Genomic DNA, 15,965 nt, shown 5'->3' with positions numbered 1-15,965 from the left:
ATGGGGAGAGACAATGGCGACAGGCGCAGGGGTAAGGGCAGGGATAGGATTTGCGTCCTCCCATGCCGACGATCCGTTCGAGGCGATGGCGGATCTGGTGGATCAACTCGGCACGGAGCCGCTGGCCGGCGCCGTGATCTTCTGTTCCCAGCATTATGACCGGGACAGCCTGGCGCGGGCGATCAACCTGCATAGCGAATGCACCACGGTGATCGGCTGCACCAGCTCGGGCGAACTGACCGATGCGGGCTATGATCATGACAGCCTGACCGTGATCGGCTTTCCCGCCGCCGATTTCTGCATGACCTCCCATTGTTTCGACGACATCGACAATTTCGATCCGGTCGCCGCGCGCGAAATCGTGCGCGCGCTGGCGGCGCAGGCGGAACGGGACAGCCGCCGGCTGGGCGGGCTGGTCAATCATGTCGCGCTGTTCCTGGTCGACGGCCTCTCGCACCGCGAGGAGCTGCTGACCATGACGATCCAGGATGCGTTGGGCGATATTCCGCTGATCGGCGGATCGTCCGGCGACGATCTTGCCTTCCGCCAGACCGCGATCTTCGATGGTGGCCGCTTCCATGCCCGCGCCGCCGTGGTGGCGATCCTCTCCTCGACCCGGCCGATGCACGTCTTCAAGGCGCAGCATTATCAGCCTGGCGCGGCCAAGATGGTGATTACCGGCGCGATCCCGCACGAACGCATCGTGACCGAGATCAATGCAGAGCCGGCCGCGGCCGAATATCTGCGCCTGGCCGGCCATGCCGGCGAGGAGCTGGGCATGGAATTTTTCGCGGCGCATCCGCCGATGGTCCGGGCCGGCGGCGAATATCATGTCCGTTCGATCCAGAGCGCCAATGCCGACGGCAGCCTGACCTTCTATTGCGCGATCGACGAGGGGATCGTCCTCAATATCGGCGAGCCGGTGGATCGGATCGCCGGCATGCGCCAGCTCTTCTCCGACCTGCACGCCCGCGTGGGCGAGGTGGACCGGATCATCGCCTTCGACTGCGTGCTCAACCGCATCGATGCCGAACAGCGCCAGATTTCGCGCGATGTTTCAGCCCTCTATGCCGGCAACCGGGTCATTGGCTTCAACACCTATGGCGAGCAATATCATGCGTTGCACGTCAACCAGACCTTCAGCGGATTGGCGATCGGCCGATGAGCGAGCTGCGCACCGCCCTTGAAACCGACGCGGAGCTGGATGCCCTGCGTGAGGAGGTGCGCAAGCTGCGCAAGATCAACGGCGCGCTGATGGATCGGGTGGAACGCTCGACCGACATGTCGGCCAACGCCTTCTCCATGTTCGAAACCGCCATCTCGCTCGAAGCCAAGGTGCGCGACCGGACGCTCCAGCTGGAGGATGCGCTGGGCCGCCTCGCCAAGGCCAATGCCGATCTGGCCGAGGCCCATGCCGATGCGGACGCCGCGCAGGTGCGCCTGCGCGATGCGATCGAATCGATCAACGAAGGCTTCGTGCTGTTCGATGCCGAAGACCGGCTGATCCTCTACAATGAAGCCTATCTCGGCTTCTGGCCGCAGGTCGCCGAGCAACTGGATCAGAATCTGACCTTCCACGACATCGCCCGCATCGCCGCCCACAGCCAGGGACCGGCCGGGGCTCAGGTCGCGCCCGATCGCTGGGTGTCGGATCGCCTGGCCAAGCATGGCATTGCCGATGGCGGCCAGGTGCAGCGGCTGGCCGATGGTCGCTGGATACAGATCAACGAACTGCGCACCAGCGAAGGCGGCATCGTCGGCATCTATACCGACATTACCGAGGCGAAGGCGGAGGATGCCCGCGCCCGCGCCCGCGAACTGGCCGAACGCAATGTCGTGCTGCAATCCACGCTCGACAATCTGTCGGAGGGGGTCTGCGTGTTCGACGGCAGCGGACAACTGGCCGCCTGGAACGATGCGCTGCGCCGGCTGCTCGCTTTGCCGGAAAATTTCGCCGGCGCGCTCGGCAGCCATGCCGAATTGCAGCGCTGGTGCCGCGAGACGCTGGCGATGGACGATCAGGGCTGTCTCGACTGGCGCGGCGGCGGCGCGGACCAGCAGGCGATGGTCTGCCTCTGCACCGCCGGGGAACGGCATTTCGAATTGCGCAGCAACGCCATGGCCGATGGCGGCCAGGTGTTCGGCTTCACCGACGTCACCGACATGCTTCGCGCCCAGGCCAGCCTTCAGGAAACCGCCGAGACGCTGGAACGGCGCGTGTCGGAACGCACCGGCGAACTGGTCGATCTCAACCGCAAGCTGGAAGGGGAAGTGGCCGAGCGTCGCGCGATCGAGGCGGCGCTGATCGATGCCAAGATCGTTGCGGAAAAGGCGAACCTGTCCAAGACCCGCTTCCTCGCCGCCGCCAGCCATGATCTGCTCCAGCCGCTCAATGCCGCGCGGCTGTTCGTCGCGGCGCTGGGCGACCGACGGCTCGCGCTGCCGACCCGCGCGCTGGTCAACCAGACCTCGACCGCGCTCGACTCGGTCGAGGATCTGCTGGAGGCGCTGCTGGAAATTTCGCGCCTGGATGCTGGTGCGATTCAGCCGGAAATCGGCCCGTTCCGCATCGACCGGCTGCTCCAGACGCTGAATGTCGAATTTGCCCCCATGGCCCGATCGGCTGGCCTTGCCTTTCGGATCGAGGCGCAGCCGCTCTGGGTCGAGACCGACCTGCGCCTGCTGCGCCGCATCCTCCAGAATTTCATCTCCAACGCCATCCGCTACACGCCGCGCGGGACGGTCTCGGTCGCCTGCATCCAGCATGACGACCGGGTGGAAATCAGCGTGACCGACAGCGGTCCCGGCATCGCGCCCGAGCAACAGGCGCTGATCTTCGAGGAGTTTCGCCGGCTCGACACCCGCAGCCAGGGCAAGGGGCTGGGCCTCGCCATCGTCAAGCGGGCCAGCGACATGCTGGGCCACCCCATCAGCCTGCGCTCGCAGCCGGGGCAGGGGGCAACTTTCTCGATCGCCCTGCCCATCGGCCAGCCCCAGCGGGAGGAGGATGGCGACACCGGCCAGCCGACCCGCGACCGGTCGATGCGCGACCTGTCGGTGCTGGTGGTCGACAATGAAAAGCAGATCCAGTCGGGCATGCGCACCCTGCTCACCGGCTGGGGGTGCAGCGTCGTCACCGCCGACGGCTATGACCAGGCGGCTGCCCTGTTCGCCGATGGCCGCCGGCCCGACATCATCCTGGTCGACTATCATCTCAAGGACGGGGAGACTGGCGACACGGTCATCACCCGCCTGCACGATCATTTCGGCGTCCGCATCCCCGCCGTCATGATCTCGGCCGATCGCGGCGAACCGCTCAAGACCCAGCTCGCCGCCGCCAACATCCCCCTGCTCAACAAGCCGGTAAAGCCCGCGCAACTGCGCGCGCTGCTGCGCACCATGCTGGCCTGAAAGGGGATGGGGCAGGGCATGCCGCGCCATCTTCCCCCGCAGGCCGAATCCCGGTAAGGGCTGGCGATGACTTCATCGCCCGCGCCGCTGACCCGCTCCCTCTTCGTCTTTTCCATCCTCTATGGCGGCATGGTCTGCATGGCCGGCGTGCTGGGGGTGAAACAGGTCGCCCTGGGGCCGCTCGCGGTGGAGGCCGGCATCTTCGCCTTCCTGCTGCTGGTCATCATTTCCAGCGCCGTGTCGGAACTGCACGGCCAGAAGACCGCGACCGCGCTGGTGCGCCTGGGTTTCGTGCCGCTGCTGGTGTCGGCCGCGCTGATCCATATCGTCATCGCCCTGCCGCATGATCCGGGCATGTATCCGCCTGCCGTCGATGCCTTCCCGATCGTCGTGGGGCAGGGATCGCGCATGATGCTGGCGGGCCTCATTTCCTATGGCACGTCGCAGACGCTCAACGTCTTCATCTTCTCGCGCCTGGCCGGGGGCGAGGGCCGTCTGGTCTGGCTGCGCGGCATGGTGGCCAGCGTCGTGTCGCAGATCGTCGACACCCTGCTGTTCATCACCATCTCCTTCTATGGCGAGCGGCCGATCATGGACCTGATGGTCGGGCAGATGATTACCAAGGTGCTGCTGTCGATCATCCTGGTGCCGCCGCTCATCTCCGCAGCGGTCGCATTGGGCCGTCGCCTCGATCGATAACTTGCCGTAGCGCGCATATGGGCTTATGCGCGCGCGCATGACCAGCAACTACGCCCCCGATCCCGCGCTCCTCGCGAAGGCCGAAACCCTTGTCGAGGCGCTGCCCTATATGCAGCGCTATGCGGGCAAGACCTTCGTCGTGAAATATGGCGGCCACGCCATGGGCGATCCGGAGGCTGCACGCGACTTCGCCGAGGACGTCGTCCTGATGAAGGCGGTCGGCATCAATGTCGTCGTCGTCCATGGCGGCGGGCCGCAGATCGGCGCGATGCTCAAGAAGCTGGGCGTCGAATCGCAGTTCGTGAACGGCCTGCGCGTCACCGACAAGGAAACCGCCCAGATCGCCGAAATGGTGCTGGCCGGCTCCATCAACAAGGAAATCGTCGGCTGGATCAGCGGCGCGGGTGGCCGCGCGGTCGGCATCTCGGGCAAGGATGGCGGCCTCGTCCTGTGCGAGAAGGTCGGCCACAGCCGCGCGCCCGATCCCAATTCGGGCATCGAGCGCCATGTCGATCTGGGCTTTGTCGGCGATCCGGTCTCGGTCGATCGTCGCATCCTCGACACGCTGACCCAGGACGGCATCATCCCTGTGGTCGCGCCCGTGGGCATCGGCGCCGATGGCCATACCTATAATGTCAATGCCGACACCATGGCCGGCGCGATCGCCGCCGAGCTTCAGGCGTCGCGCTTTTTCCTGCTGACCGACGTGCCGGGCGTGCTCAACAAGGACAAGGAATTGCTGACCGATCTCGATCCGGCGGCGATCCATGCGCTGCAGGTCGACGGCACCATCACCGGCGGCATGATCCCGAAGCTGGAAACCTGCGTCAAGGCGGTCGAGAGCGGCGTCGACGCCGCCGTCATCCTGGATGGCCGGGTGCCGCACGCCATGCTGCTGGAAATCTTCACCGATCGCGGTGCGGGCACGCTGATCCGCAAATAAGCGCCGATTTACCGGAGCAGGATCGCCGGATCAGCCCAGTAGATGCGCTTTTCCGGCAGGGTCCGGCCGTCCGGGCCGGGCTTGTCCCAATCCTCGACCTCGACCCCGCCGCGCGAGGCATAGAAGCCGCGCGCGGCCAGGTTGTCGCTGTAGCACCACAGGAACAGGCCGGTCTGCGGCCAGCCCTCGATCGCCCATTGCGCGCCGCGTGCCAGCAAAGCGGTGCCAAGGCCGGTGCCGCGCGCGGCGGGCAGGGCGTGGAGATTGTCGACCAGCGTGCCCCAGCGATCATCGGCCCCGCCGATGATACAGGTGAAGCCCATCGGCTGCCCGTTCCGTTCGGCGATGATGATGCGCTGTCCCGGCGCCGGATGTTCGAGCCGCTGCGTCCAGGTGGCCAGCCGCTCGGCCTCGATCCCGCCCGCCAGATAGGCCGGGTCCATGATATGGGCATAGGCGATGCGCCAGCTTTCCACATGCATGGCGGCGATCAGCGGGGCGTCGGTGGGGGAGGCGTCACGAAAATCCATGGCTCCGCTATAGCGCGACAGGCTGGTCCCGCTACCCCTTCCTGTCGAACCGGCTTTTGCAGAACTATGGCGTCCTTTGGTGGAATAAGGGACTGTCTCGACTTGTGGCCGGCCCCATGCCTCGGCTAGAGCGAGCGCCAACCGCTCTTTCGGAGACCGCATGGCCTACGCCCTCTATCAGACCATCGTCATCCTGCTCGACGTGCTGTGGTGGATCATCATCATCCAGGCCGTCATGAGCTGGCTGATCGCCTTCAACGTCGTCAACATGGGCAGCGATTTCGTGCGCACCGTGATGGTCGCGCTCGATCGGATGACGGCGCCCATCTATAATCCGATCCGCCGGGTCATGCCCGACCTCGGCGCGCTCGACCTGACGCCGATGGTTGTCCTGCTGGGCATTCTCATCATCCGCCAGGCGATCCTGCCGCCGCTCTTCTCCAGCCTGATGTGACCGGCTGGCGCCGGGACGGGGGTGACCTCATTCTGGCGGTCCGCCTGACGCCCGGCGCCACGCGCGAGGATGTCGGCGGGCGCTGGACCGACGAACATGGCGCGCACTGGCTGTCCGCCCGCGTGCGCGCCGTGCCGGAAAAGGGAAAGGCCAACGCGGCGCTGATCGCGCTGCTGGCCAAGCGGCTGGATTGGCCCAGGGGCGCGATTTTGCTGGAATCGGGTGATACCAACCGGCTAAAGCGATTGCGGATACAGGGCGGGGCGCAGGCGTTGGACCGGCTGACCGCCATCATCGAGACATGGATAGACGCGACATGACGATCGGCAAGATTATCGACGGCAAGGCTTTTGCGGCCGGACTGCGGGACAAGGTGGCCGATGGCGTCGCCGCCTTCGTGGAACAGACGGGCCGCAAGCCGGGCCTGGCCGTGGTGCTGGTGGGCGAAGATCCCGCGAGCAGCGTCTATGTCCGCAACAAGGGCAAGATGACCCTGGCCGCCGGCATGGAAAGCTTCGAGTTCAAGCGCCCCGACAGCATCGGCGAGGATGATCTGCTCGACCTGATCGAGGAGCTGAACCATGACGACCGCGTCGACGGCATCCTGGTCCAGTTGCCGCTGCCCAGGCATATCGATGAAGCGGCGGTGATCGCCGCGATCGACCCGGCCAAGGATGTCGATGGCTTCCATGTCGTCAACACGGGGCGTCTGGCCACCGGACAGGATGCGCTGGTGCCCTGCACGCCGCTGGGCTGCATCATGCTGCTGAAGGATGAACTGGGCGACCTGTCGGGCATGGAGGCGGTCGTGGTCGGCCGCTCCAACATCGTCGGCAAGCCGATGGCGGCGTTGCTGCTGGCCGAAAATTGCACCGTCACCATCGCCCATAGCCGCACCCGCGACATCGCTAGCATCGTCCACCGCGCCGACATCGTCGTCGCTGCAGTGGGCCGCGCCGAAATGGTGAAGGGCGAATGGATCAAGCCCGGCGCGACGGTGATCGACGTCGGCATCAACCGCGTGGTCGATACCGAAGATGGCAAGGGCCGGATCGTCGGCGACGTCGCCACGGCCGAGGCGCTGTCACATGTCCGCGCCATCACCCCGGTTCCCGGCGGCGTCGGCCCGATGACGATCGCGGTGCTGCTGCGCAACACGCTGGTCGCCGCCCATGCGCGCGCGGGCCTCGCCAAGCCGGAGGGGCTGTGAAGGGGCGCGGCGCGCTCCTCGCCCTCAGCCTGGTGATGCTGGTCGCGGCCAAGCCGCCGATGCGTTACCAGCCCGATCCCAGCTCGGTGATCGCGGCCGAAATCGCCTTCAACCGGCTTGCCCAGCAAAAGGGGCAATGGACCGCCTTTCGCGAGACGGCAGCGGATGACGCCGTGATGTTCGTGCCGCAGCGGGTGGTGGCGAAGGACTGGCTGAAGAAGCAGGCGGACCCGCCGGCCTCGGTCAGTTGGTCTCCCTCGATCGTCTATGTCTCCTGCGACGGCCTGCTCGCCGCCAGCACCGGTAACTGGAAACGGCCGGACGGATCGGTCGGCTATTTCACCACCCTGTGGCGGCGCGACAAGAAGGGCCGCTGGCAGTGGATCCTCGATCATGGCGATCGTCTGGCGACCGAACGGGACGCGCCGGAATTTCTGACTGGCAAGGTTGCGACCTGCAAGCGCGGCGCGCGGCCCGAAGGTCCGCCCCCGGCAAAGGGGGAGGCGCCGCCGGTGCCACAGGATGACAGCCTGATCTGGTCCGCCGATGTCGCGACCGATGGCAGCCGCCGGGTCACCGTCCGCATGTGGAACGGGACCGGCTATGATGTGGTGATCGACGACAAGGTGGGGGCGCCGTCATGATGGAATTGTTCATATCCGCTTTCGTCACCCTGTTCGTGGTGATCGATCCGCCGGGCTGCGCGCCCATCTATGCCAGCCTGACCAGCGGGGCGAGCATTGCCCAGCGCCGGTCGATGGCGATCCGCGCGGTCGGCATTGCCGCCGCCATCCTGCTGGTCTTCGCCCTGTGGGGTAAGCAGCTGCTCGGCGTGCTCGGCATCGAACTGGACAGTTTCCGCATTGCCGGCGGCATCATGCTGTTCATGATTGCGATGGACATGGTGTTCGAAAAGCGCACCCAGCGGCGCGAGGATCGGGCGCAGAAGATCGCCGAGACGCCGGAGGTGGAGGATGTCTCCGTCTTCCCGATGGCGATGCCGATGATCGCCGGGCCGGGCTCGATCGCGACCGTCATGCTGCTGATGTCGCGCGCCGACGGCATGGTCGACCGGCTGGTCGTACTGGTCGCGGTGGCGGTGACTTTGGTGCTGATGCTGGGCGCCTTGCTGGCGGCCGGGCCGCTGATGGCGATCCTGGGCACCAAGATCGAGGCGGTGATTACCCGCCTGCTCGGCGTGCTGCTCGCCGCGCTCGCGGCGCAGTTCGTGATCGACGGGCTGAAGGCCAGCTTCTGACCCGTCCCTTCCTGTCCTACAGCCCCTGTTCCATGCTAGTCGGGAACAGGGGACGATAGGGATGGGGCGCGCAACATGATTTCCAACATCGGCATCAAAATGTCGAAATGTGCGGGAAATATGCGAAGTTAAGCGCGGGATTTCCTATTTTCCGCGGTCAGTTGTCGCCGTCGAAATGGACCCGGTTGGCCAGGATCACCGCCTGGGTCCGGCTGAAGACGTTGAGCTTCTGCAGGATCGCGGACACATGCGCCTTCACCGTGGTCATCGACACGCTCAGGTCATGGGCGATCTGCTTGTTCAGCCGGCCATGGACCAGATGAGTCAGCACGATCCGCTGCTGCGGCGTCAGGCTGCCGATCCGGGTCAGGATGTCGGCTTCCTCGGCGCTTTCCTGCGGCGCCTCGTCGATCGCGTCGGGCATGTAGATTTCACCGGACACCACCCGGTGCAGCGCATCGACGATGGCGCTGCGCTTCATCGACTTGGGGATGAAGCCCGCCGCGCCGGCGCCCAGCGCCTCGCGCACGATTCCCCTGTCGAACGCGCCCGACACCATCACCACCGGCAGGATCGGGTGGCGGCTGCGCAGCAGTTTCAGGCCATCGAGCCGCTTCACGTCGGGAATATTGAGGTCGAGCAGCACCAGGTCGAAATTGGATTGTTTCTCCAGCGTCGCCAGCGCTTCCTCCAGGCTGGCCGCCTCGAAAATCTCGCAGCCGTCGAAACTGACCGCGATCACGCTGCGCAGCCCGTCGCGCACCAGCGGGTGATCGTCGACGATCAGCACCCTTTCCATCATCGCATCACTGTCTTCGACCTGCATGTCCGCCCCCTGGCCATGATGATGGATCATAGGCGGGGGCGCGGCAAATTGCCCGCGATTTCCGCCGTGCATATGCTGTCCGCGCCCCATGACGATCATCGTCCTCGCCTCCTTATTTGGCCAGCTTGAACACCCAGAGCGAACCGCCCTGATTGATGTCCTTGAAGGACTTGGCCACCTCGCCGCCCCACAGCGGCACCGCGCCGCCCCAGCCGGACATGACGGCGACATATTGTTCGCCATCCTGTTCCCAGGTGACCGGCGATCCGACCACGCCCGACCCGGTCTGGAACTTCCACAATTCCTTGCCGGTCTTTGCGTCGAAGGCTTTGAGGTATCCTTCGGGCGTGCCGGTGAAGACCAGGTTGCCGGCGGTCGACAGCACGCCGCCCCACAGCGGCGCCTTGTTCTTATATTCCCAGACGATCTTGCCGGTCCTGGGGTCCATCGCCCGCAGCGCGCCGATATGATCCTCGGCGATCGGCTTGATGGTGAAGCCCGCGCCCAGATAGGCGGCGCCCTTCTTGTAGGCGATCGGCTCGTTCCAGATGTCCATGCCCCAGTCGTTGGACGGGATGTAGAACAGGCCAGTGTCCTTGCTATAGGCCATCGGCATCCAGTTCTTGCCGCCCAGGAAACTGGGCGAGGAGAAGACGGTGCTGCCCTTTTCGGTGGCGCTCGGCGCGCCGGGGCGACCGGCCGGGATCACGATCGGCTTGCCATTCTTGTCATAGCCGCTGGCCCAGGTCGTCTGCATGACGAAGCGGTTGGCGCTGACGAACTTGCCGTTGGTCCGGTCGAGCACGAAGAAATAGCCGTTGCGGTCCGCCTTGGCGCCCAGCTTCATCGGCTTGCCATTGATCGTCGCGTCGAACGGGATGAACTCGTTGACCCCGTCGAAATCCCAGCCGTCATGCGGGGTGGTCTGGTAATGCCATTTGATCACGCCGGTTTCGGGATCGATCGCCAGCGTGGACGCGGTGTAGAGATTGTCGCCGGGCCGCAAATGGCTGTTCCAGGGGGCCGGGTTACCGGTGCCGAAATAGAGAAGATTGGTTTCCGGATCATAGGTGCCACCCAGCCAGGTTGCGCCGCCGCCGGTCTTGTAGAGATCGCCTTGCCAGGTCGCGTTGAGCTTGCCGGTGATGCCATTATCCTTGCCGCGCAAGGTGCCCATGTTGCCTTCGATCACCGGGCGGTGCCAGATCAGCTCGCCGGTATCCACGTCACGGGCCTCGACCGCGCCGACGATGCCGAACTCGCCGCCCGAATTGCCGGTGATGACCATGGACTTGACGATCAGCGGCGCGGCGGTCGCGCTGTAGCCGGCCTTGTAGTCGGCGATCTGCTTGTTCCACACCACCTTGCCGGTATGGCGATTGAGCGCCACCAGCCGCGCATCGAGCGTGGCGAAGATGATCTTGTCGCCATGGATCGCCGCGCCGCGATTGACGACGTCGCAACAGGGCATGATGTCGTCGGGCAGGCGGGCATTATATTCCCATTTCTCCTCGCCGGTGCGGGAGTCGAAGGCATAGAGCCGCGAATAGGAACCGGTAACATAGATGGTGCCATCATAGACCAGAGGCTGGGCCTCCTGGCCGCGCTGCTTCTCGCCACCTAGCGACGAGGCGAAGGCGGGCACGAGCTTGCTGACGGTGTCGGTGTTGATCTGGTTGAGCGTGCTGAAACGCTGCGCCTGCGGTCCCATGCCATAGGTCAGCACGTCGCCGGTCGATGCGGCATCGTTCATCAGGTCGGCATCGGTCGGCCCGCTGGCGGGATCGGCCGCCAATAGCGGCGCGGCGCCGGCGACCAACGCGATCGCGGCCACCCCCAGGAACGAACGCGTGAAACGTCCCGTCATAGTCATCCTCCCTTGTTTTCCGGCGTGATCAACGCCGTCGATGCAGCACCTTATGGGGCACGGCGGCTGTGCCAATTGGACCTTGGGTCGCCCGATCAGCCCGCTGCGACGGCCGGCGCATAGACGACGCCATGGCGCTCGAAGATCGCCTTGAGTGCGCCCGATTGCGTCATGTCGGCCAGGATGGTTTCGATCGCATCGCCCAGGTTCCGGCTATTCTCCTTCACCGCCATGCCGATGTCCCATCCGGCCGAGGTGAAGGCGGGCAGGGGGCTGGTGCGGCGGACGATGTTGGTGGCGCCGCTGTCGTGCAGCACCGCCTCGATCTGCGCCCGGCTGGCGAGCGCGCCATCGGCCCGGCCATCGGTCAGCGCGGTGACGGCTTCCGTCCCGCCGGGGAAATGGACGACATCCCTGGCCAATATGCCGCCGAATGTGCCGATCAGGTAGAAATCGGGAATGGAGTCGATCTCGACCGCCAGCCGCTTCCCCCGATATTGGGTCGGCGGCGCGTTGACGTCGATCTCGCCCTTCACGCCTGCGAACTGGAAGCTTTCGCGATAATAAGGGGCGATGATCGCGACCTGATCGTTGCGTGCGGCGAAAGGCCGGTCGAACGGCACGTGCAGCATGATGTCGGCCGGCTGGAAGCCCAGCAGCCCGCCCTTCCACACGCCGTTGCGCAGGTCGTCGTCAGCGCTTTCGTCGGCGACCAGTTCGGCAATGTCGGCGCGCACGCCCAGCCCCTTGGCCAGTGCCTGGGCCAGATCGACGTCGATCCCGGTCAGCTTGCCGTCCTTGCGCCAGGACCAGGGGCGGTTGTCCTTATAGACTGCGACCCGAAGGACACCCAATTCCCTGACCTTGCCGAGCGGCGCGGCCTTTGCGGCCTGCCCGCCCGAAATATAACCAACCAGCGCGGCGGCCGCCGCGCTGCTCAAGAAGGCGCGGCGATCCATCGCAATCACTCCTGATGCTTGGTTTCGAGCCAGGCGCGGATCGCCCATCCGGCCTTCTGTCCCAGCACGTCACCGAAGGGCGGCATATAGACCTTGCCGTCATGGCTGGAGCCATGCTGGTAACGCTGGATGAACCATTCATCGCCGCTGTCGCCGACTTCCAGATAGCGCAGGTCCGGCGCGATGCCGCCGCTTTCCGCGTCCAGCCCGTGGCAGCGTGCGCAATTCTGGCCATAGGCGGATTCGCCGATCTTGGCTGCCGTGGCATTGCCGCGATAGGGGTTGTGCTGCACCCAGTCGGCGCCGATTTCCGGCAGGGCCGATGTGTCGACTGCCTGCGGCGTGACATTGCCATGCGCCATCAGTGCCGATGTGATCGATGCGCCCGCCAGGCAGGCCGCGCCGAACAATGCGATCCGTCCGTAATTCCTCATCCCAAACCCTCGTCTGTGCCGCGTGCCTGTGCTGGCCGCATGTCGTCCCTGTCGCTGACGACTGTAGGGGAGGGCGGGGACGGCCCCCATTGGCCATTGGTACAATCCCGCCGCGACGGGCCGGGGGCTAATCGGCTATTGAGCCAAAAGGACGAGAGGATGCGGGCATGATGAAACATGTGGTGGCGGGGCTTGCGCTGGCGGCGGCGATCCCGTCCGTCCGGGCCGAGACGCTCTATGTCTCCAACGAGCGGGGCAATAGCGTCAGCGTCATCGATGCCGCCACGATGCAGACGGTCGCGACCTGGCCGGTGGGCGGACGGCCGCGCGGCATCACCCTCACCAAGGACGGCAAATATATCTTGCTCTGCGCCAGCAACGACCATGCGGTGCAGATGATCGACCGCGCTACCGGCAAGGTCATCGCCGACCTGCCTTCAGGCCAGGATCCCGAGCAATTCTTCCTGTCGCGCGATGGCCGGACCTTGTTCGTCGCCAATGAGGATAATGCCGCGCTGACCGCGATCGACCTCGACAGCCGCAAGGTCGCCTTCCAGGTCGATGTCGGCAAGGAGCCCGAGGGCGTGGCGCAGAGCCCCGACGGCAAATGGGTGGTGGTGACATCGGAGGATGACGGCGTCGTCAACTGGATCGACCTGGCGAGCAAGACGATGGTCGATGCGACCGAGACCGACCAGCGCCCCCGCCATGTGGAATTTACCGCCGATGGCAAGGAACTGTGGATCGCGGCGGAGATGGGCGGCACGGTGCAGATTGCCGATCCGGCCACGCGCAAGATTGTCGAGACGCTGCATTTCGCCATTCCTGGCGTGCAGGATTATCAGCTATTGCCCTGCGGCATACGCTTCACGCCGGACGGCAGGACGGCGGTCGTGGCGCTCGGCCGCGCCAACCATGTCGCGCTGGTCGATGTCGCCACCCGCAAGGTCCGGGCCTATGTGCCGGTCGGCGAGCGGGTCTGGCATGTCGCCATCAGCCCGGACGGCGCGCGCGCTTTTGCCGCCAATGGCCTTTCGGACAATGTTTCGGTGATCGACCTGGCCGCCGGCAAGGTCGTCGGCACGGTAGCGGTTGGCGCCGGGCCGTGGGGCATCGCCGTCGCGCCCTGACCAAAAGTATAGCGAGGTGCGCGGAGGGAGGACGAGAACCAAAGTCCAATTTCGGCCGCCATCGCCGCCGCCCACTCTTCCCGACAGCCGGCACGACCGGCGCACAAGAGGGAGGATGAGATGGCACGGGGAACATTCCTCGGCAGCGCCGCCATGGCGTTGCTGTTCGTCGCAGGGGCAACGCCGGCGAGCGCCGGCACGACGACGGAGCTGCTGAAAAGGCTGCATGAAAAGGGGATCCTTACCGACGAGGAATATGCCCAGCTGGCAAAGGAAGATGCTGCGGCTCCGGCTGCTGCTGCCGCGCCCGCCGCCTCGGGCGGCAAGCCCGTGGTCCGCGTCGCCGACAGCGGCGTCGGGTTTGAGGTTGGCGACGTCACGGTCAAGATTTCCGGATCGGTCAACGGCTTCTACACCCATGAAAATGGCCAGGCGGCCGGGCCGAATACGGATGTCGTCGGCGGCGTGGTGCCGGTTGGCGGCAATAGTTCGGCGATCCGCAACGGCTTGTTGCCCGGCTATCTGAAGTTCGACGTCACCACCAACCAGGGCGGCTGGGACGTCGGCGCCCATTTCGGCATGTATCCCGGCATCAACAGCGCGGATTATTCGGTCGGCGGTGGCGCCAATGCCGGTGGCCGGCCGGTGGCGCTACAGACCGCCGGCATCGATTTCCGCCAGACCTACATGACCATCGGCCGTTCCGGCCTGGGCGAGTTCAAGCTGGGGCGCGACATCGGCCTGTTCGGCTCGGAAGGCATATTGAACGACATCACTTTGCTGTCGGTCGGGTCGAGCGGCGGCAATGTCGCGCCGTCCAACACGTCGCTCGGTCGCATCGGCATCGGCTATATCTACACGGACTTCCAGCCGCAGATCACGTATACCTCGCCCAGCCTGTCGGGCTTCCAGGCCTCGGTCGGCGTCTTCCAGCCGCTCGAATCGCTGACGGGGCCGGGTGAAAGCAACAAGTCGCCCGGCTTTCAGGGCAAGATCGTCTATGACGGCAAGTTCGGCGACTTCTCGGCCCGCGCCTGGCTGTCGGGGATTACCCAACGGCATAATCGCGTCGACGGCATTTCCTATACCGGCAGCGGTTTCGATACCGGTGCCAAGATCGGCTATGGCCCGATCGTCCTCACCGGCTATTATTATAATGGCTCGGGGCTGGGCACGACGGCGCTCAACCTGTTCGACACCGATGCCGCCGGCAACAAGCGCGACAGCGACGGCTTCTATCTTCAGGGGCTGGCGACCTTCGGCAAATTCTCGGTCGGCGGCAGCTATGGCGAGAGCAATCTCCATTATGCCAATGCCGCCGACGCGCTCGCCAACCCGACGCTGATACGCAAGAACAGCAGCTGGGTAGGGCAAGGCCGTTATGGCCTGACCAGCTGGGTGACGCTGATCGGCGAATATATTCACAGCACGTCCAAGGCGCATAATGGCAATGAGGCGGAGGGCGACACGATCGCCGCCGGCGCCATCCTCTTCTTCTGAGCGAGAGAAGGGCCATCGGCCCAAAGGCCAATGTTCCGGCAAGGGGCGGCATCCTATCGAAGGGATGCCGCCCCTTCGCATGACGGGACGGCAGGGGAGGATATATGCGCAGAACAAAATGGCTCGCGCTCGGCATGGCAATGGCGCCCTTTGCGGCGCAGGCGGAAACACCTGATGGTGCTGGCGAAGCGATGGCCGCCGCGTCGATCGTGGTGACGGGCACTGGCCTGTCATTGCCGCCTGGGACGCCGGCCTACGGTTCCGTGACGATCGACCGGGATCGGCTTGAGGATGCGGCATCGGGGCGGATCGAGAGCGTGCTGGCCGATGTCGCGGGTTTCCAGCAGTTCCGCCGGTCCGACAGCCGCGCCTCCAATCCCTCGAACCAGGGTGCCACGCTGCGCGCGCTGGGTGGCAATGCGTCGAGCCGTACGCTGGTGCTGCTTGACGGCGTGCCGGTGGCCGATCCCTTTTTCGGCTATATCCCCTTCTCGGCTTTGGTGCCCGACCGGCTGGCGCTGGTGCGGGTGACGCGCGGTGGCGGCAGTGGCGCGTTCGGGGCCGGCGCAGTCGCCGGTACGATCGAACTGGCCAGCGCCACCCGCGACCAGATGCCGGCCTTCGCCGCCAGCGCCTTCTATGGCAGCAAGGACGCGACCGAGCTGTCCGCCAGCATCGCGCCGGATCTGGGCAGCGGTTACGTGTCGCTGTCCGGTCGCTGGGATCGGGGTGACGGTTTCCAGA

The 15,965-nt window shown here is 65.5% G+C and carries 17 protein-coding genes; 12 read left to right on the top strand and 5 right to left on the bottom strand.

The features are described 5' to 3' along the window. The first annotated feature begins 13 nt into the window (after nt 1–13). The 4 genes from JQK15_RS23620 (at nt 14) to argB (ending at nt 5,053) form a co-directional block, all read left to right on the top strand. A complete protein-coding gene (locus JQK15_RS23620; protein WP_004208354.1) occupies nt 14–1,165 on the top strand; it encodes an FIST N-terminal domain-containing protein in 1,152 nt (383 codons plus the stop codon). After that, nucleotides 1,162–3,411 carry a hybrid sensor histidine kinase/response regulator gene (locus tag JQK15_RS23615; protein ID WP_214868581.1) on the top strand — a complete coding sequence of 750 codons (2,250 nt, stop codon included), beginning with the start codon at nt 1,162–1,164 and terminating at the stop codon, nt 3,409–3,411. Before JQK15_RS23620 ends, JQK15_RS23615 begins: the two co-directional genes overlap by 4 nt. A 66-nt stretch (nt 3,412–3,477) precedes the next feature. Then, complete coding sequence (locus JQK15_RS23610) at nt 3,478–4,110, top strand: queuosine precursor transporter (RefSeq protein WP_010338459.1); 633 nt, start codon at nt 3,478–3,480, stop codon at nt 4,108–4,110. Between the two features lie 25 nt (nt 4,111–4,135). Continuing rightward, nucleotides 4,136–5,053 carry an acetylglutamate kinase gene (gene argB / locus JQK15_RS23605; protein ID WP_004208351.1) on the top strand — a complete coding sequence of 306 codons (918 nt, stop codon included), beginning with the start codon at nt 4,136–4,138 and terminating at the stop codon, nt 5,051–5,053. An 8-nt stretch (nt 5,054–5,061) separates the two neighbouring features. Here argB and JQK15_RS23600 read toward each other — a convergent pair whose 3' ends face one another. Then, the gene (locus tag JQK15_RS23600; protein ID WP_214868580.1) at nt 5,062–5,583 is read right to left on the bottom strand and encodes a GNAT family N-acetyltransferase; all 522 of its coding nucleotides are present in this window, start codon (nt 5,581–5,583) and stop codon (nt 5,062–5,064) included. A gap of 160 nt (nt 5,584–5,743) precedes the next feature. On the opposite strand from JQK15_RS23600, the gene JQK15_RS23595 reads away from it, so the two are divergent. The 5 genes from JQK15_RS23595 to JQK15_RS23575 are packed head-to-tail and all read left to right on the top strand — an operon-like array spanning nt 5,744 to nt 8,505. Beyond that, a complete protein-coding gene (locus tag JQK15_RS23595; RefSeq protein ID WP_004208349.1) occupies nt 5,744–6,037 on the top strand; it encodes a YggT family protein in 294 nt (97 codons plus the stop codon). Continuing rightward, nucleotides 6,034–6,357 carry a DUF167 family protein gene (locus JQK15_RS23590; protein ID WP_214868578.1) on the top strand — a complete coding sequence of 108 codons (324 nt, stop codon included), beginning with the start codon at nt 6,034–6,036 and terminating at the stop codon, nt 6,355–6,357. The genes JQK15_RS23595 and JQK15_RS23590 overlap by 4 nt, the downstream gene beginning before the upstream one ends. Continuing rightward, the gene (gene folD, locus JQK15_RS23585) at nt 6,354–7,247 is read left to right on the top strand and encodes a bifunctional methylenetetrahydrofolate dehydrogenase/methenyltetrahydrofolate cyclohydrolase FolD (RefSeq protein WP_159367044.1); all 894 of its coding nucleotides are present in this window, start codon (nt 6,354–6,356) and stop codon (nt 7,245–7,247) included. Before JQK15_RS23590 ends, folD begins: the two co-directional genes overlap by 4 nt. Beyond that, entirely contained in the window at nt 7,244–7,891 is a 648-nt protein-coding gene (locus tag JQK15_RS23580; RefSeq protein WP_010338454.1) for a Cif family virulence factor, read from the top strand. The genes folD and JQK15_RS23580 overlap by 4 nt, the downstream gene beginning before the upstream one ends. Continuing rightward, a complete protein-coding gene (locus JQK15_RS23575; protein ID WP_004208345.1) occupies nt 7,888–8,505 on the top strand; it encodes a MarC family protein in 618 nt (205 codons plus the stop codon). Before JQK15_RS23580 ends, JQK15_RS23575 begins: the two co-directional genes overlap by 4 nt. Nucleotides 8,506–8,662: 157 nt before the next feature. Here the strand turns inward: JQK15_RS23575 and JQK15_RS23570 are convergent, their stop codons facing one another. The 4 genes from JQK15_RS23570 to pedF form a co-directional block, all read right to left on the bottom strand. Next, nucleotides 8,663–9,430 (bottom strand): response regulator, encoded by a 768-nt coding sequence (locus JQK15_RS23570; protein ID WP_037509058.1) that lies wholly within the window; start codon nt 9,428–9,430, stop codon nt 8,663–8,665. Nucleotides 9,431–9,443: 13 nt separating this feature from the next. After that, nucleotides 9,444–11,198 (bottom strand): methanol/ethanol family PQQ-dependent dehydrogenase, encoded by a 1,755-nt coding sequence (locus JQK15_RS23565; RefSeq protein WP_214868576.1) that lies wholly within the window; start codon nt 11,196–11,198, stop codon nt 9,444–9,446. Nucleotides 11,199–11,293: 95 nt separating this feature from the next. Continuing rightward, nucleotides 11,294–12,157 (bottom strand): substrate-binding periplasmic protein, encoded by an 864-nt coding sequence (locus tag JQK15_RS23560; RefSeq protein ID WP_214868574.1) that lies wholly within the window; start codon nt 12,155–12,157, stop codon nt 11,294–11,296. A gap of 5 nt (nt 12,158–12,162) precedes the next feature. Continuing rightward, nucleotides 12,163–12,591 carry a cytochrome c-550 PedF gene (pedF, locus tag JQK15_RS23555; RefSeq protein WP_004208341.1) on the bottom strand — a complete coding sequence of 143 codons (429 nt, stop codon included), beginning with the start codon at nt 12,589–12,591 and terminating at the stop codon, nt 12,163–12,165. A 167-nt stretch (nt 12,592–12,758) separates the two neighbouring features. Between pedF and JQK15_RS23550 the strand changes: the two genes are divergently transcribed. From JQK15_RS23550 to JQK15_RS23540, 3 genes are all read left to right on the top strand, one after another. Further along, the gene (locus JQK15_RS23550; protein WP_214868572.1) at nt 12,759–13,721 is read left to right on the top strand and encodes a PQQ-dependent catabolism-associated beta-propeller protein; all 963 of its coding nucleotides are present in this window, start codon (nt 12,759–12,761) and stop codon (nt 13,719–13,721) included. 120 nt (nt 13,722–13,841) lie between these two features. After that, the gene (locus tag JQK15_RS23545) at nt 13,842–15,221 is read left to right on the top strand and encodes a porin (protein WP_214868570.1); all 1,380 of its coding nucleotides are present in this window, start codon (nt 13,842–13,844) and stop codon (nt 15,219–15,221) included. 104 nt (nt 15,222–15,325) lie between these two features. Continuing rightward, nucleotides 15,326–15,965: TonB-dependent receptor (locus JQK15_RS23540; RefSeq protein ID WP_214868568.1), on the top strand; the 640-nt coding region annotated here is incomplete at its 3' end.

The organism is Sphingobium sp. BHU LFT2 (assembly GCF_018604485.1).
In the GTDB taxonomy this organism is placed as follows: Bacteria; Pseudomonadota; Alphaproteobacteria; order Sphingomonadales; family Sphingomonadaceae; genus Sphingobium; species Sphingobium yanoikuyae_A.
The sequence above is the reverse complement of the archived record's forward strand: the minus strand, read 5'-3'. Positions and strand labels throughout refer to the sequence as shown.

Coding starts and splice junctions, on each gene's coding strand:
- JQK15_RS23620 (WP_004208354.1), top strand. CDS start 14: ATGGCGACAGGCGCAGGGGTAAGGGCAGGGATAGGATTTGCGTCCTCC.
- JQK15_RS23615 (WP_214868581.1), top strand. CDS start 1,162: ATGAGCGAGCTGCGCACCGCCCTTGAAACCGACGCGGAGCTGGATGCC.
- JQK15_RS23610 (WP_010338459.1), top strand. CDS start 3,478: ATGACTTCATCGCCCGCGCCGCTGACCCGCTCCCTCTTCGTCTTTTCC.
- argB (WP_004208351.1), top strand. CDS start 4,136: ATGCGCGCGCGCATGACCAGCAACTACGCCCCCGATCCCGCGCTCCTC.
- JQK15_RS23600 (WP_214868580.1), bottom strand. CDS start 5,583: ATGGATTTTCGTGACGCCTCCCCCACCGACGCCCCGCTGATCGCCGCC.
- JQK15_RS23595 (WP_004208349.1), top strand. CDS start 5,744: ATGGCCTACGCCCTCTATCAGACCATCGTCATCCTGCTCGACGTGCTG.
- folD (WP_159367044.1), top strand. CDS start 6,354: ATGACGATCGGCAAGATTATCGACGGCAAGGCTTTTGCGGCCGGACTG.
- JQK15_RS23575 (WP_004208345.1), top strand. CDS start 7,888: ATGATGGAATTGTTCATATCCGCTTTCGTCACCCTGTTCGTGGTGATC.
- JQK15_RS23570 (WP_037509058.1), bottom strand. CDS start 9,430: ATGATCGTCATGGGGCGCGGACAGCATATGCACGGCGGAAATCGCGGG.
- JQK15_RS23565 (WP_214868576.1), bottom strand. CDS start 11,198: ATGACGGGACGTTTCACGCGTTCGTTCCTGGGGGTGGCCGCGATCGCG.
- JQK15_RS23560 (WP_214868574.1), bottom strand. CDS start 12,157: ATGGATCGCCGCGCCTTCTTGAGCAGCGCGGCGGCCGCCGCGCTGGTT.
- pedF (WP_004208341.1), bottom strand. CDS start 12,591: ATGAGGAATTACGGACGGATCGCATTGTTCGGCGCGGCCTGCCTGGCG.
- JQK15_RS23550 (WP_214868572.1), top strand. CDS start 12,759: ATGATGAAACATGTGGTGGCGGGGCTTGCGCTGGCGGCGGCGATCCCG.
- JQK15_RS23545 (WP_214868570.1), top strand. CDS start 13,842: ATGGCACGGGGAACATTCCTCGGCAGCGCCGCCATGGCGTTGCTGTTC.